Source organism: Sphingobium sp. TomMM35A, from assembly GCF_054771735.1.
In genome coordinates this window covers 442,271-458,772 of the sequence record NZ_BSRC01000001.1, presented here as the reverse complement: position 1 = coordinate 458,772, position 16,502 = coordinate 442,271, and the positions used below count along the sequence as shown (strand labels likewise).

12 protein-coding genes are annotated in these 16,502 nt (G+C 58.9%); 3 read left to right on the top strand and 9 right to left on the bottom strand.

All coding sequences use genetic code 11. The annotated features are described in order from the left end of the window. The first annotated feature begins 17 nt into the window (after window positions 1-17). Complete coding sequence (locus ACYU8T_RS02340) at window positions 18-176, top strand: hypothetical protein (RefSeq protein ID WP_247232651.1); 159 nt, start codon at window positions 18-20, stop codon at window positions 174-176. A gap of 121 nt (window positions 177-297) precedes the next feature. On the opposite strand, the gene ACYU8T_RS02335 is transcribed toward ACYU8T_RS02340, so the two are convergent. Further along, entirely contained in the window at window positions 298-2,556 is a 2,259-nt protein-coding gene (locus tag ACYU8T_RS02335) for a glycoside hydrolase family 3 N-terminal domain-containing protein (RefSeq protein ID WP_461158393.1), read from the bottom strand. 45 nt (window positions 2,557-2,601) lie between these two features. After that, window positions 2,602-3,540, bottom strand: coding sequence for a ThuA domain-containing protein (locus tag ACYU8T_RS02330; protein ID WP_461158392.1), 939 nt, complete (start codon window positions 3,538-3,540; stop codon window positions 2,602-2,604). Between the two features lie 133 nt (window positions 3,541-3,673). Here ACYU8T_RS02330 and ACYU8T_RS02325 point away from each other — a divergent pair, with 133 nt between their 5' ends. After that, entirely contained in the window at window positions 3,674-3,958 is a 285-nt protein-coding gene (locus tag ACYU8T_RS02325) for a hypothetical protein (protein ID WP_097093137.1), read from the top strand. Between the two features lie 61 nt (window positions 3,959-4,019). Here the strand turns inward: ACYU8T_RS02325 and ACYU8T_RS02320 are convergent, their stop codons facing one another. The 7 genes from ACYU8T_RS02320 to xylB all read right to left on the bottom strand — a co-directional run bounded on the left by ACYU8T_RS02320 (window position 4,020) and on the right by xylB (window position 15,324). Continuing rightward, window positions 4,020-4,706, bottom strand: coding sequence for a TetR/AcrR family transcriptional regulator (locus tag ACYU8T_RS02320; protein WP_247232655.1), 687 nt, complete (start codon window positions 4,704-4,706; stop codon window positions 4,020-4,022). 89 nt (window positions 4,707-4,795) lie between these two features. Further along, window positions 4,796-6,271 carry a GH39 family glycosyl hydrolase gene (locus ACYU8T_RS02315; RefSeq protein ID WP_461158391.1) on the bottom strand — a complete coding sequence of 492 codons (1,476 nt, stop codon included), beginning with the start codon at window positions 6,269-6,271 and terminating at the stop codon, window positions 4,796-4,798. A 95-nt stretch (window positions 6,272-6,366) separates the two neighbouring features. Further along, window positions 6,367-8,736: a glycoside hydrolase family 3 N-terminal domain-containing protein gene (locus ACYU8T_RS02310; RefSeq protein WP_461158390.1), complete on the bottom strand. Its 2,370-nt coding sequence runs from the start codon at window positions 8,734-8,736 to the stop codon at window positions 6,367-6,369. Between the two features lie 180 nt (window positions 8,737-8,916). Further along, complete coding sequence (locus ACYU8T_RS02305; protein ID WP_281494444.1) at window positions 8,917-11,286, bottom strand: TonB-dependent receptor; 2,370 nt, start codon at window positions 11,284-11,286, stop codon at window positions 8,917-8,919. Window positions 11,287-11,700: 414 nt separating this feature from the next. Continuing rightward, on the bottom strand, window positions 11,701-12,558 hold the full coding sequence (locus tag ACYU8T_RS02300; RefSeq protein WP_247232669.1) for an aldose 1-epimerase: 858 nt from the start codon (window positions 12,556-12,558) through the stop codon (window positions 11,701-11,703). Next, window positions 12,558-13,871, bottom strand: coding sequence for a xylose isomerase (gene xylA / locus ACYU8T_RS02295; RefSeq protein WP_247232671.1), 1,314 nt, complete (start codon window positions 13,869-13,871; stop codon window positions 12,558-12,560). The genes ACYU8T_RS02300 and xylA overlap by 1 nt, the downstream gene beginning before the upstream one ends. After that, window positions 13,849-15,324: a xylulokinase gene (xylB, locus tag ACYU8T_RS02290; RefSeq protein WP_461158389.1), complete on the bottom strand. Its 1,476-nt coding sequence runs from the start codon at window positions 15,322-15,324 to the stop codon at window positions 13,849-13,851. Before xylB ends, xylA begins: the two co-directional genes overlap by 23 nt. Before the next feature lie 107 nt (window positions 15,325-15,431). On the opposite strand from xylB, the gene ACYU8T_RS02285 reads away from it, so the two are divergent. Further along, the gene (locus tag ACYU8T_RS02285; protein WP_461158388.1) at window positions 15,432-16,478 is read left to right on the top strand and encodes a LacI family DNA-binding transcriptional regulator; all 1,047 of its coding nucleotides are present in this window, start codon (window positions 15,432-15,434) and stop codon (window positions 16,476-16,478) included. Window positions 16,479-16,502: the final 24 nt, after the last annotated feature.

Sequence of the window (16,502 nt, the reverse complement as noted above, 5' to 3'; positions counted from 1 at the left end):
ACCGCAGATGCCGAGATATGAATGCATCGCCCGTGTTTCACGATGCTACGCGATATTGCTACGGCCGCTTCGGGTGCCGGGTGTTCGTCGAGACCGACCTGCTCGCAAGGGGCCGCTCGGCGAAAATGTGGAAATCGGATTCGATCGACGGACACTTCGTCAACATGCTCAATTAAACAGGAATCGGAAGAAGTTGATCCTTCAATCGGGTCATCCGCGAACGCTTGGTTACCAAATCGCGGCTCGTCAGCTGACTACCAGCAGCTCGCACGCTAATAGCGTGTTACCATTGCGAGATCATGAGACCTCGAATTCTTCGGCAAGGCCGGCAGCTTCGGCGGAAGGCGCGACCCACAGCTTGAACTTTCCGGTTTCGACGACGGGCTTCAGATCCACACCAAGGAAGGCTAGATCAGCCGCAGCCAGGTCAAATGTGACCTGCTGCGATCGTTTTGGCGGCAGATCGACATGCTTATATGCCTTCAGCTCCCGGACAGGCTGGGTGACGCTTGCAACGACGTCCTGGACATATAGCTGCACCAATTCCCTCGCAGCGTATTTCCCCTCATTCTTGATCGTCACGGTCACGCGCAAGCTGCCGTCCTTCGGGATCTGCTTGGAGGACATGGCAAGATCGGCATAGCTGATTTCCCCGTAGGTCAGGCCATGTCCGAAAGGGAAACGAGCGTCATATCTAGATGTGATATATCGCGCGTTGGCCGGACGCCCGGGCCGGCGATGCGCGTAATAATAAGGCACCTGGCCTGCTGAAATCGGGAAGCTGACCGGAAGGCGCCCCGACGGACCTGTGGCGCCGAACAGGATATCGGCCACGGCATTGCCCATTTCCGAACCCAGGAACCAGGTGACGAGGATCGCCGGTGCATTAAGGATCGCGCCTTCCAGCGCGAGTGCGCGGCCGTTTCGCAAGGCGACGATCATCGGCTTTCCGACAGCGGCTACCGCCTCTGCCAGGGCCTGCTGCGGGGCAGGAACCACGATCAAGTCGCGCGAGGCCGCCTCGCCCGACATCGCTTCGCGTTCGCCCACGGCAAGGATAACGATATCCGCTGATCGCGCGGCTGCCACGGCCGCATCGATGCCGCCCTCGATCGGCGCTGTAATCTCGCTACCTTTCACCACGCTGATCAGCGAAGCATCACTGACCGCCGCTCGCACGGCACTGGCAAGATCGACCGCTTCCTTATTGTCAGCAAAGAGCGTCCAAGGCCCGTGCAGATTGCTGGGTCCCTCCGCAAAGGGGCCGATGATGGCGATCCGCTTGCCCTCGCGCGGCAAAGGCAAAAGGTTGCCGTCATTCTTCAGCATGACGATAGAACGTTGGGCCGCCTCGCGTGCGAGCGAGAGCGCCGGCTTGGTGCGCATGCGCGCCTTTTGCCGCTTCAGGTCCATGCGGCGGAAAGGATCCTCAAACAGACCGAGCCTTTCCTTGAGCGCGAGGACGCGGCCGACCGCCTCATCCACCCGCTCCATCGGCACTTCGCCAGCCTGCACCAACGAAGGCAGATGATCGCGGTAGATGCCGCTGGCCATGCTCATGTCGAGCCCTGCCATGATGGCGATCCGCGCGGCGTCCCTTGCGTCGGCTGCAAGGCCCCGCGCGGCGATTTCAACATCTCCATTATAGTCGCCGACGACCAGCCCATCGAAGCCCATCTCACCGCGCAATATGTCGGTCAGGAACTCACGGCCGCCATGGATTGGACGGCCAGCGATATCCTCGAACGCGGCCATGACCGTGGCGCAGCCTGCATCCACGGCGGCCTGGAACGGTGGCAGATAGACTTCGCGCAGCGTGCGTTCCGAAATGTCCGCCGTGTTATAGTCCAGCCCGCTTTCTGCAGCCCCATAAGCCACAAAATGCTTCATGCAGGCGGCAACTGAAGCGTCGTCGGCAAGAGAGCGGCCCTGAAAGCCGCGGGTCCGCGCACGAGCCATGTCGCTCGACAGCAGCACATCCTCGCCCGCCCCTTCGACCGTACGGCCCCAGCGTGCGTCCCGGCCTATGTCCACCATCGGCGCAAAGACCCAGTCGAAACCGGTTGCCGCCATTTCTTCAGCGGCCGCACGGGCGGTGCGCTCGGCAAGGTCCGGGTCAAAGCTTGCCGCTTCCCCGAGCGGCACCGGGAAAACCGTGCGGTAACCGTGGATCACATCGCCCGCGAAGATCATGGGAATGCCAAGGCGGCCCTTCATCGCTGCGGTCTGAAGCTTGCGATGCGCCTCGACCCCGAAACCGTTGAACACGCCGCCCAGCCGCCCGGCCTGCGCGTCGTCCGTTAAATTCTCGACGTTGCGCAAGGCCGCTTCCGGATTGATCTTTGCTGCTGCTGCTGATGTCCAAGGCGTGGGCATAAGCGTCAGCTGCCCCGCCTTTTCTTCGATTGTCATCTGAGCGATCAGCGACTTGACCCGGCCGGAAAGCGGACGGCGGGCAGCGGCCATCGCAGCGGGGATTCCCGAGGCCTGCCATGCGAAAAGGCAGGCGGAGCTGATCAGGACAGACCTGCGGCTGACATTGGGCTGGCGCAACATTTTCAGGCAACTCCAGTAAAAAGAGAGGGGTCTTCAGACCGCTGATTATGAGGTTATTTCTTTGCCGTTGGCGCAACCCGGCCCTTGAAGCCCGGCGGCCCAGCTGATCGCTCCAGCGATCATTTCACGATGCTGCGGTTCCCGATATGTGGAGGCCGCGTGTCCCAGCGCGGAATAAAATGCGCGTCCATCCTTCACGCAATGCGTCCAAACCATCGGATGATCGGCACCCATGCGGATGTCCTTCGGCTTGGTGAAAGGTAGCAGTTTTTCTTCGGGGCGGTAAGTTCCCTCATCGATCGTCGCGAGAATGTGGTAGCCCTTGTCGCGAGGGTTCGTCGCAAAGGAATACCATTCGTCCGTCCGGCGCCATGTCGGGCCCAGATGACGGGTAGCGGGATGGTTCCGATCTTCGACATCGAGCGTAGCCATCTGGAATTGCGGGTCCATGATATGACCAATGAACTGGGCCCCGATCAGGTCATCGACATACCAGCGCCAGGCATATTGCGGATCGCCGCCCGCACCGTGCAGCCCGACAAAGCCGCCACCCTTCTCCATCCATTTGCGGAAGGCGGCACGTTGCTCCGAGGTCAGGACGTCGCCGCTCACGCTGTTCCATATCACAGCCTTGAAACGGGCAAGCTGGTCCGGGTTGAATATGGCGGCATTCTCGGTCGCATAGCTGCCCCAGCCACGCTGACGGGCAATCTCCTCCAGCGCACGATTCGCCGCAACTATCTGCGCGTCGTCGCGAAATCCATTGGTCTTGGAAAAAATGAGAATAGCAGGGTAGGCAAGCTTAGCGGAGATTTGCGGCGGCGTCTTATCGTAGCTGCTGCCAATGCTCAGGACCAACCGACCAAAATTACCCGGCCCTACGGCGGTCATGAACATCAATGACAGGCCCACCAGAACGAGGATCAAAATCACGGCGAGCACGCCAAGGACCCGGAACACCTTCCGCTTCGCGACCGCCTTCATCACCTCACCCCTACTCAACGTTGTTCAGCAACGGGCAAGGCATAGCGCTTTATCACGGGAGAAGTAAACAGGTTCGTTGCATTAAACCAACATCCTGCTAAATAGTTTGCCACTCATTGATGGAGAGAGAAAAATGAAGAAATTGATCTTGGTCGCCGCGGTAGTCGCGATGGCACCCCTGCCCGCTTTTGCTCAGGCAGCTTATTCAAGCTCGACGACGGAAATCGGCGCCCTGCTTGACGATCCCGCTGCAAAGGCTGTTTTGGAAAAGCACGTTCCCGGCATGACCACGAATGATCAGGTCGATATGGCTCGTTCGATGACGTTGAAGGATATTCAGCAATATTCGCCGGATCAGATCACGGACAAGGTACTTGCCGATGTCGACGCCGACCTCGCCAAACTGAAGGCCAAGTAAGCCTCGCGCGATTGGCCGGCTGTCATATGCTCCGGCCAATCGTGTCAACCAGGCCAATACTTTACCAACTGTCCCTACCACGCAACAGCACGTCCACCGCCTGAGACGCGAATTCCGCCGCTTCTTCAGTGCTGATCTCGCGCACCGTTTCCTCGGTCCTGCGCCACCCCTGGATCATACTCAACAACTGCAGCGCTACGCGCTTGGGCTCCTTAGGAGGCACAGCATCGTTCTGCGTCCCTATGATGATTTCGTTCGTGAGGAAGCCGAGCTCGTAATTGTAGCCGAGGTTGTAGAAAGATTCAGCGATCTCGGGGAAGCGATGGGCCGTCGTCAAGATCAGCCGATCAAATTGCCGAACTTCAGGGTTGGCAAGCATGTGGACAAAGGTCTGGGCGTGCCGCTTCAGGCTTTCGGGAAATGTCTCGGGCACCTCGCTGTTGCGGGCACTTGCTTCGTTAGACCAGGTGCGGATGCGATCTTCCACTACAGACTTTATCAACGCTTCCTTGGTCGAATGACGGATGTACAATGTTCGTTTGGAAACACCGGCCGCCTGCGCCACCGCTTCCATCGAGGTTGCTTCATAGCCGAGCGACAGGAACATTTCCTTCGCCGCTGACAGAATAGCTTCCTCTATCTCGCCCGCTTTCTTGGTTGGCGGGCGTCCCATGCGCCTACTAACCCGCGTGGCTTGAGGTTTAGGCTTTGCGTCAACCGGCGAACCGCGCTTCTTCGATTCCTTCACCCAGATGTCCCGTCTTCGTTAGGCAGTCTCACTTATGAAGTTATCGCCTGCACCACAAGACGCCCACAAAAGCGAATTTAGGCTTCTATTCATTCAAACATTTCAACCAATGCGACGCCTTCAGGCGGCAGGTCCAGCGTCAAGACGCCCTCTTTATCCAGGCGCCGCGTTTCCGGCGGCGCGAGTTCGGCAGCCCGGCGGATCTGATCGATTTGATCCTTTCTGGGATATTGCGGCGACCCCAATTCTCGCCACTTCGGGAGAGGCGAACCCCGCTCCTGATCGACATAGCTGACCCGCACGCTCTTTCCTGGAGAAGCGCCCTTCAGCTTGACCTTAATCTTCTTGCGTTCGCCCGTGACGATCCGCTCGTTGCTCATGCCCGGTATCCCGGAAGGCTGCTTCACTTCGGCAAGATTCCATATCAGTGCAGCTGCGCCGTTCCTGGTCTTGCTCGCAAGAGCCGGTCCGGTGGTCGCCAGCCTGCGCTGACCCAGCCGGTGCAGCAGCTTGTAGGTGTTGAAGGACGGGCGCGGGATGCCGCGCTGGGCGATCATGCCCCAGCCGCCGTCGCCTTCCTTCAGGATGAAATTGGGGAAGTTGATCTCTTCGAACACATTGCTGATGCACCATTGCGACATGGCGTGGCAGTAAGGCAGGCAATTGCTGATGACATGGGCGATCATCGCGGGACTGTCGGACGACCATTCCGATAGCCACAGTTCCGCGCCCTTGTATAGCGTCGCGTCGATCTGGCTCCGTACCTTGGCCATGGCTGCGGGGATCACATCCTTGTGAGGAATTTTATTCGCCTCGCCAAACAGTTCCTTCTGGTCATCGCCCGCATAGATATGCGTCGAAACAAAATCGACGGGCAGATTTTCCTGAGCGCAAAAGCCGAGAAACTCCGGCATCCATTGTGCCGCCGCGGTGGAGGGGCCGCCCACGCGCAACTTGGGGTCTACCGCCTTGATCGCGCGCGCCGCGGCCTTGTACATAGCGAAATAGTCCGCTTGCGTACCGCTGAAGAACCAGCTCAAGTTGGGCTCGTTCCAAACCTCGAAATACCACTGGCGTACTGTGCCCAGACCATAGCGATCGATCAGGTGGCGCACGAAAACGCCGATAAAATCGCCCCATGCCTGCGGCGAAGCTGGCGGAGTGATATTGGCGTTGTAGGTGAAATTCAGCTTTGTGTTCCCGCTGGCGAGCTTCTTGGGCATGAAGCTCAACTCAACGAAAGGCTGCACTCCCCTCGCCAGAACGCCGTCATAGACTTCATCGACATTCTGGAAATTTGGATCCTTGCCGTTCATCCCTCCGGGCCAGACGCCAAGATCATCGTTGAATATGCCGTGAAACCGCACGCGTTCCAGGCCCGTTTCGACCCTGAACCGCTCCAGATCATGCCGCCAACTTTCCCGCATCGTGGCGGAGGCCCGATCCGATCCCGCGCAACGCGACCAGATATGATCCAGCGCGCCCGTCTCGTGGCGAAGATCGATCTCCACATGCTCGGTATCGGTCTGGCCAAAAGACGGCTTAGTAAGAGCAGAAGAAGCCAAGACTGCTGCTCCGGCACCAATTATTTCGCGGCGATCCCACATCATCTTCACTCCTGTGCGCGGTCGGCGCGCGCCACCTTTGCTAATGTCGCTGGTCAGGCAACCGTAAGCTTCACCGACTTCAGATCGACCGAGTTCGGACCGGCGTGAATCGTGAAAGTGCCCGGTTCCACGACATAGTTCATGTCGATGTTCCAGAATGCCAGGCTGTCGGTATCAAGGCGGAACTGCACAGTGCGCTTTTCACCTGGCTTCAAGGTCACCCGTTCAAATCCGCGCAACTCCAGTACCGGTCGCGGCACGGAACTTACATCATCGCGGACATAGAGCTGGACCACTTCATCGCCTGGCCTTTGTCCCGTATTTGTGACGTCCACCTCCACGATTGCTGTTTCGCCGACCGCAATGGTGGCCTTCGCGAGGCGCGGCGCGGTCATCTCGAACGTCGTGTAACTCAGGCCATAACCGAAAGGAAAAAGCGGCGTCGGCTTGGCTTCTACATAGCGCTGGCCAATCTTGGCTGAAGAATGCTTGTTGTAGAACACTGGCAGGTCGCCAACCGACCGGGGAAAGGTGATCGGCAGTTTGCCACCCGGATTGACCTTGCCGAAAAGCATATCGGCAAAGGCGTTCCCTCCCTCCTGGCCGAGATACCAGCCCTCCACCAGAGCATTGGCCTTTTCGGCCAGGCGACTAACCGTGAGCGGACGCCCGTTGATCAGCAAAGCAACAATCGGCTTGCCTGTCGCGATCATCGCATCCACCAGCGCGTCCTGATCGCCGAACAGGTTCAGGCTGTTACGATCGCCCGGCGCTCCAGCATGGATCGCCTCGCGGGTGATTTCCGGCACGTCGCCGACGACCAACAGGATGACATCTGACCGTTTCGCGACCTCCACAGCCTGGGCTATGCGCGTCGCATTCTCCGCCGGATCGGCGTAGCGCGCGGCGCGGGCGGGCAGATGCTGACCCGTGGGGTCGGGTTTGACGATCTGGACACCTTCGGCATGCTCGATGGAGATCGCTCGCCCGGCAGCCGCTTTCACGCCCGCCAATATCCCCACCGCCTGCGCGTTAACGGATGAATAGCCGCCAAACAATGGCTCAACCGCGTTCGGTCCGATGACTGCGATCTTGCGCGGCTTGGCCGGATCAATCGGCAGCAAACCGTCATTTTTCAGCAGCACCAGAGACTTCTGCGCGACCTTGCGTGCAATCGCCTTGCTGGCGGGCGCATTGACCTGACGCAGGGCGAGGGATTTGTTCAGATAGGGATTCTCAAACAGACCAGCCTCGAACTTGAGCGCCAAAATGCGGGATACCGCGGCGTCGATGCTGGCTTCGGGGATCCGGCCAGCGCGCACCAGCTCGGGCAACCGTGCATAGGCTTGACCGTCCGGCATTTCGGCATCGATGCCTGCATGAACCGCCAGCACGGCGGCATCATCGTCATTCGCCGCCATTTGATGATGCGTGATCAAATTGGTGACCCCGCCATAATCGCTAAAATACGCCCCGCGAAAGCCAAGCCGCTCGCGTCCGGTACGTTGCAGAAGCTCGTAGTTGGCGTGGGAGGGAACGCCCCCAAGCTCGTTGTACGAAGGCATGATCACGGCAGGGTCGGCGTTTTTGATTACCTGCGCGAAGGGTACGAGGAAATTCTCGCGCAGCGTCCGCTCGCTCATGTCAGCTGGACCGATATTGAGCCCGCTCTCGGGTGCGCCGTGAATGAAGTGTTTGAGCGTCACGAACACCTTGTCCGCCGCCAAAGGTCGCTGCCCCTGCTGCCCACGCACTGAGGCGATGCCCATCCGGCTGACCAGATAAGGATCTTCGCTGAAGAATTCCTCGACCCGGCCGAAGCGCGGATCGCGGGCAAGGTCCAGAACCGGACTGAGCGCGACGGTAGCGCCCCGCAGGCGGGCCTCTCGCGCCGCCAGTTCGTACGCCTGCTGGACAAGCGCCGGATCCCAGGTGCTGCCAAGGCCCAAGGGAATCGGAAAGATAGTCGCGTCTCGCGCCTTCAGGCCATGAGCGGTTTCCTCATGGAACAGGGCTGGGATGCCGAGGCGGGTATTTTCGACAAGGTGCCGCTGGATGGCGTTCACCAAGTCAATCGTTTCCCCCACGGTGCGATAGGCGTCCTTGGCCGACCTGGCCGTACCGTTTGTATCGCTCGGGTTGCCGATCTGCCCGATGCCGCTGACGAAAACCTGCTTCGCCTTTTCTGGTGAGAAATTGTCTCCGTCGAGGAACAACGACTTGGTGTACGCCATCGACCGCATCTGTGCGGCCTTCTCCTCCAGGGTCATCCGGCTCAGCAGATCGCGGACGCGATCTTCGATCCGAGCCTTGGGATCGCGATACACTGCCCTGTCCACACCGCTAGCCATCGCGGCTACCGGCGTCGCTAGAGCAGTAGAGGCAATGAACATACGCCGCGTAATTGCGAGCCTATCAGCCAAGATAATTCTCCGTCGGAATGTACCGCCGATCCCGTGCCCTGTAGTCGAGGACCGCTCTCCGCACCTTATAACCGACGGAATGAGAAGTAAACACGTACGTTGCATTTCGCATGGTACGGCAAGGATGCTCCACCAGAAAAAATATCCCGCCAACCAAAGGCTGGCGGGAGGTGGAGAGGCTTAGAATTTAAAAGTCCCGGAAAGACCAAATTCCCGCGGGTTGGTTACGTTCACGGTGCGGTAGCCCGAGTCGTAGATGACGCTCGGATCATTGCTCGCTTCGAACGTGCTGTTGTTGATGCTGATGTTCGTGATCCGGTTCTGGTTCAAGAGGTTGCGGACGAACGCCGAGACTTCCCACCTACTTTCTTCGCCACGCAGACCGACGAAGAGATTGATCAGTTCACGCGAAGGATAGCGGAACTGCTGGCGGTCGGAATAGACGCTCGGGCGGTAGGTGAACAGCGCCCGGACGAAGGGTTGCATCGGACCGGAGCCGAAGCGCACTTCGGTATTTGCCGTCAAGCTGAAGTCAGGAATATCGGCCAGCCGCGAATTGCGACTGCAGAAGCTGACATTGTTGACACCGCCAAAGGCCGGGTTCGGGATGACGACTGGCTGGCCAGTGGCAGGATCGATCGTCGTGCAAGGCAGCAGGGCATTCTTATAACGACCCTTGATGTAGGACATGCTGACCGAGAAGTCCCAATTGTCGGTCGGGCGGCCTGCCAAAGTTGCTTCGATGCCCTTCACCGTCGCTTTACCATTATAGTTGTAGTCGGCGGTCGTATCGACGTCGCCATCAGGCGGGCCAACATACACACCATCAGGCTCGCCGTCACCGGTCACATCGATGTTGGTTCCCTGATCAGTCGCAATGCCGGTGAAGCGCGAAATGAAGTTGTCGAACTTCTGATAGAAGGCCGACACGTCAAGCGACAGACGCCGGTCGAGGAAAGCGGACTTGAAGCCCACTTCGAAATTGTCCGAATGTTCCGGCTTGCTGATCGCCAAATCCTCACTGACATTCTGCGGGATGCCGACGCCAGCAGTCGATCCGCGGAACGCCCGGCCATAGGATGCATAGACGGTAAGATCGCGGCTGACCTCATAGGTCAAAGATGCCATGCCGGTGAAGGGACGTTCCTTGGACTTATAATCCACGATGGGGAAGGTGCCCGCACCCGGAATTGTGATCGTCGCGAACTGCTGACCGTTGGACATCGTGTAACGGCCTGCCGCTTCGAACGTCAGTTCATCGGTCGGCTTCAACCGCACGCTGCCAGCGAACGCCCAGGTCTTGGATTTGACCGGAACATTGATGAAGCCCGTCACCGGAACGATTGCGACCGGAGCAGGGACACCAGGGAAGCCGACGATATAATCGAGCGGATTTTCGACGGTCACATCGCCGGTCTGATGCGTGTGGAAGACGCTGGCAGTCCAATTGAAGAAGCCTTCATTGTTGGACATCAGGCGGAGTTCAGCCGTATCAACATTATAGGGCGTCCGCGTGAGCTGGGTCGGCGCATAGTTGGCAATGGCGTTGCCAGGATCATTCTCGCTATATTGCGTCAGCTTGGTTTCCTGATGGCCGCCAACAAATGCGAGCGTAACCGGACCCAGGTCATATTTGGCGTCCAGCGTAACGAGGTGCGTGTTGTTGAGGTAGCGCCTGCGGCCTTCGGACAGGCTGAACCGATCATCCAGCCCGATCGGCGGATTGCCGATGGCTGCGTTGCCGGGACCAAAGACCTGCGTGTAAAGGCGGTTATCAGCGTTAAGGTACTGATACATCACGTTGATGTCGAAGCCCTCGGTCGGCTGCAAAGCCACCGACAGGCGAGCGCTTTCGGTACGGCTGCGTGAACGGTCGCCGCGGGTGATGTTGCGGACCTGGTTCAGGCGATTGCCATCCACAAGGACGGCAGCACGGATCGCAACCTTGTCGGTCACGAGCGGCAGTGACACGCCGCCCTGGACGTTGTAGCCAGCGTCTTCCGTCGCCGTGCCCTGAATATATCCTTCAATCGTATTCAGGTTGGGACGGCGGGTGCGCAGGGTGATCGCGCCCGACGGCGCTGTACGGCCACGCAGCGCGCCCTGAGGGCCGCGCAGCACTTCGATCTGGTCAATATCGTAGATTGCGGTGAACGCTGTTTGCGCGTCGATAGGCACTTCATTGAAATAGAGGTCAACCGCGGGACCGGTGCCCTGGTCGGGATCGAACGTCACACCTCGAAGCGTTGCTGAATTGGCGCGGCCATTGTCGTTCCGCAATTCAAGCCCCGGAGCAAGCTGCTGCACGTCTTTGACGTCGAAGATCTTCAACCGCTCAATCTGTTCGCCAGTGGCGACGTTGATGCTCATTGGAACATCCTGCAGCGCTTGCGCCCGACGAGTAGCCGTGACGATAATTTCAGTGCTCGACTGATTGGTGCCCGATGAAACATTTCCGGTCGCAGTCTGGGCTGCAACTGGCACCGACAGACCAAAAGCAGAACTAGTCACAAGGAGTAACAAGTTTAAATTGCGTGAATGCTTTTGCATTATCCACTCCCATCTGAAATTATAACACTGGTTTTCAATAATAAATCAGAGCCTCCGGAAACGATCGCCAACTCAACAAGTGTTGATCGTTTGCCTATCTCCGGTTGTCGCGCACGACCTTTGAAACCGCACAGTTGCCCTGAACAGAGACGCAGATCAGACCCGCAGACGAAGCCTCGGCCTGTAAAGCACGCGTTTGGTAGCGCTATCTTGTGCGTAAAAGCGTCGTGGTCGGTTCCTGCATGATTCCCCCTTTCCGTGCGCGACCGGTAAAGTCTACCCAAGCAAATCGAAAAGTAAACTGCTATGGAAACATTTTCCTGATTTGCATCTGAAGCGCGCGCGGGATCGATCAAAACGCGTGCGGTCAGACATCCGTTCACGCCAGCCGCGGCCGATGACGTAGATAACCGGTTAAAGCTTCTTAAGCCTGGCAGCGCTGAATGAAGTGCTCACTTCAAATATCTCGTAGAGATCCAGCCATCGCATGCTGGACGACATAGAATTCAAGGCATTTGTTGAGTGACTGACCGGCTCGATACAGAAAAAATTCTGGTCTTTTGGAGTATAAACCACCGTATGGGGCAGCGCCTCGTTGGGGTTGATTTGAAGTGACAAATCACGAGAAGGCCAAAGGATCGAGATCGGTCCATGACGATTGGTGTAAACAGTATCAACCTCGCGTTGCGCAACAGCACCGCCCTGCCACCAGTCGATTGCACAATCTCTTTCATCGAGTCTTTGCGGAAGACAGTCCTCGTTATTCTGCCATTCCCCGCGATGGTACCCACGGTAGACAGCGTCAGGCACGCGTGGAAGATAGGGATGAATTCCCAAGCCTGCCGGCATCAAACTATCACTTAGATTGGTCACCGACAAAGCGATGGTCAATCCATCCTCAGCAAGTTCGAACCGCTGCTCGGCATAATAGCTCCAAGGCCAACCGTCGGCTCGATGGTGATGACCGATAGTTGCCACGCAGTGGCCGTAAGACTGGACAGTCCAAGGTGATAGCCAACCATAACCATGCAGCGTATGAGGATCATCAGAACCGGGGAAGTTCGGAGCGAGTTGTACGTCCATCCCATGCGCTTGAAAGCGGCCAAAGGCTATCCGGTTGGAAAATGGCACGAGCGGAAAGCAAGCAACATCCAATATGGACGGGCCGCAGACAGGGCGAAACAACGCTTCGCCCTGCCAATCAAACGCCAGGATCGAACCACCTCGTTCCGGCGCCAGCAGCAGCCGATATTCGCCTGCAGTCAGTTCCATCAGAAGCGATTCACCATGTTCTCCAGCCACTCCTGGCGACCGGAACGCGGCTGCGGCGCAAGATCGCGCCCAACCGCGAGATCGGCGATCGAACCCAGCGTTCCCTCGCTCGACCGGATATGCTGACCGAGTTCGCCCTGCCATGCCGCATAGCGCTCAGCACGGAATGCGTCGACGCGTCCATCCTCGATGATTGCGGCTGCCTTTACGAGCGCATGCGCAACCGTGTCGATCCCGCCGATATGACCATGGAACAGATCAATCGCATCTACGCTCTGTCGCCGGACCTTCGCGTCGAAATTAAAGCCCCCGTCACTGAAGCCGCCTGCACGGATGATTTCCAACATGGCCAGCGTCAACTCCTCGACCGAGTTGGGGAACTGGTCGGTATCCCAACCATTCTGATGATCGCCGCGATTAGCATCGATCGATCCAAATATGCCCAGCGCCCTCGCCATGGCGATCTCATGCTCGAACGTGTGGCCCGACAGAGTGGCGTGGTTCGCCTCGATGTTTACGCGCACCTCGTTTTCCAGGCCGAAGCGCTTCAGGAAGCCGTAAACAGTCTGGGTATCAAAGTCATATTGGTGCTTGGTCGGTTCATGCGGCTTCGGCTCGATCAGGATCGTTCCGGTAAACCCGACACGATGCTTGTGATCGACGACGAGGTTGAGGAAGCGGCCGAAATTCTCCTGCTCGATTCCAATTTCAGTATTGAGGATCGTGTCATAGCCTTCGCGGCCGCCCCACAGCACATAATTTGCCCCGCCCAACCGGTGCGTCGCGTCAAGGGCATCACGAACCTGACTCGCAGCCCACGCATAGACTTCCGGATCGGGATTGGTTGCAGCACCCGCCATGTAGCGCGGGTGGCTGAACAGGTTGGCCGTCCCCCACAGCAGCTTGCGGCCATGTCTGTCCTGCAACTCCTCCAGATGATCAACCGCCTCGGCAAAGCTCTTGCGGAACCCACCTATGGTGTCGGCATCGGCCATGACATCGACGTCGTGGAAGCAGTAGAAGGGCACGTCCAGCTTCTCGACGAAGGACAGCGCAGCCTCCCGCTTGGCACGAGCCGCCGCCGTATCGTTTGCGCCTGCATGCCAGGGGCGACGGAAGGTGCCGGCGCCGAACACATCGCTGCCTGGCCAGCAGAAGCTATGCCAGAAGCAGACCGCAAAGCGCAGATGCTCTTCCATGCGCTTGCCCAGGATGACCTTGTCCTTGTCGTACCAGCGATAGGCGAGGTCGTTATTACTCTCCGGCCCCTCGTAGGCGATGGTCGGGAATTCAGCGAAATAGCTGGCGGTCACGGATTTCTCCTTGAATTGATTGAACGGCGGAATAGGCGGCCCGAAAACGGGCGAGCCGCGGCGCAAGGCGATCGGCTAGCGCGGCGTCGGGCTCTATGATGTGAGAAATGGGGGGACGGACACAGGCTTCAGCCGCGCTGGCTCCAGTCACAGCCATGAGGGCGAGCTTCGCAGCGCCGAGTGCGGGGCCCACCTCCCCGCCCTCCAGGTAAGCAAGGCGCACATTCAGTGCAGCGGCGATGATCGTGCCCCAATATCGGGATCGCGCGCCCCCGCCGATCACCGAAAGCTGTTGGATTTCCGTACCGGCGTCGCGCAGCACGGCGATGCCATCTGCATGAGCGAATGCGACGCCTTCCAGGACAGCCGCTGCGATACGCCCTCGGTCCGTTTCATTGTCGATACCCAGCACAGCGGCACGAACATGTGGATCATTATGTGGCGTGCGCTCGCCCGAAAGATAGGGAAGGAATATCTCAGGCCCCCCTCCCGCGCCTCCCGCTTCGGCAAGGTCAAAGAATCCGGCCGGGTCATCGGCTCCGGTTGCCTTGACCCCCCATTCGATGCAGGAGGCCGCAGACAGATGCACGCTCATCTGGTGCCACATATCGGGAAGGCAGTGGCAAAAGGCGTGTACCGCACGTTCAGGGTTGGGGCGAAAAGCCCCAGTGGCCACGAAGATAACGCCAGAGGTGCCGAGCGACAGCAGCGCATCGCCTTCATTGACGACACCAATGCCGACAGCGCCCGCAGCATTATCACCGCCGCCAGCAGCCACCGGCACCCTCGCCATGCCCCACTGCGCCGCGACCTCGTGCCGCAACACGCCCGTAACGGCATTGCCCTCGAACAGCGGAGGCATGTGAGTTCTCGAAAGACCGGTGGCTCCAAGCATGACCTCGCTCCAGTCCCGCACCGCCACATCCAGCCACAATGTTCCGGCGCTATCGGACAGATCAGACGCCATGTCGCCGGTCATGCAAAGGCGCACATAATCCTTGGGCAGCAAAATCTTCTCGACGCGTTCGAAGATCTCAGGTTCATGCTCCGTCACCCACAGTAATTTGGGTGCGGTGAACCCAGGCATGGCAAGATTGCCTGTGATGGAACGCGATTCAGGAACCCGTTGCTCAAGTTGGCGGCATGCGTCTGAACTACGACCATCATTCCAAAGGATGGCTGGCCTCAGCGGACGATGATCTGCGCCTAGCAGGGTGGCGCCGTGCATCTGCCCAGCAAGGCCCACCCCTAGCACCCGCGCCCGGAGATCTTCAGGAAGCGCAAGAACCGCGGCCTCGGTCGCCTGCCACCAATGATCGGGATCCTGCTCTGACCAACCCGGGAACGGGCGGCAAACGCCTAACGGGGCGGTTCCGGCAGCCATGACCGCTCCGCTCTCCGCAACGATGACCGCCTTAACCCCTGACGTTCCGATATCTATGCCGAGATACATCCAGCTCCATCCTCCCGCCTTTAGGTAGCGCTACCATGAGGTATTGCGCAAGAGGCTTGCTCAACCGTCTCTGGCCGAATAGTCGATAAGACCAAGGGGAGCAGACCATGGCCGCCAGAAAAAATTTGCGCAGGAGAACCGAAGGGCCGACCGTTGCCGATGTGGCGCGGATTGCTGGAGTGTCCCCGATGACGGTTTCCCGGGTCATCAACCGCGATCAGCGCGTGAGGGAGACGACCCGCAAGAAGGTCGAAGAAACGATATCAGCCATCGGCTATGTGCCAAACGCAGCAGCCCGCTCCCTTGCTGGTGGGAAGCAATGCCGCATCGTCCTACTCTACCGCAATCCCAGCGCGGCCTATTTAAGCGAATTTCTCCTCGGTAGCCTCCATTCAGCACGGGAGAATGAAGCCGAACTGATCGTCGATGAGCATGATCCAGAGGAACTGCCCGCGAGCCTTGCTGCCCGGCTGGCTGCTCAGCGCATCGACGCGGTCCTGTTGCCGCCACCACTTTGCAATGACGGCGAATTGCTGGGCGCCCTCCAGAAAAGCGGCCTCGCCGTGGCTCAAGTGGCCTCAGGACAGCCGGCGCCTTCCTCTCACGCCGTCCTGATAGATGATGAGGAAGCTGCTTTCGCTATGACACAGCATATTCTTGCCCGCGGTCACCGCCGGATAGGATTTGCTGCAGGCGACCCCAACCAGACCGCCAGCCACCTCCGACGGAAAGGCTATGAACGCGCTTTGCTTCTGGCGGGTATCGCGCCGGAAGAGGAACTGATCGCACAGGGCAATTTTACCTATCGCGGCGGTCTGATAGCCGCGTCATCCCTGCTCGACCAGCCATCACCGCCCAGCGCGATTTTCGCTGCGAATGACGATATGGCGGCTGGTATCATCAGCGCCGCGCATCAACGCGGATTGGACGTACCGCGTGACCTTACGGTTTGCGGATTTGACGATACAGCAATCGCCACGACCATTTGGCCCGAGTTAACCACGGTGCGGCAACCGATTTCGGCGATGGCGAGCCTCGCCATCGACCTGCTTGCTCGCGCTGTCCGGTCCAAACGACCTCTCGCAAGCGCTCAGCCAGAGCATGTCAGACTGGATTTCGAGCTTGTCATACGAGGATCTGACGCAGCGCTATAGGGAGAGACTTGACGGCACCGCCAA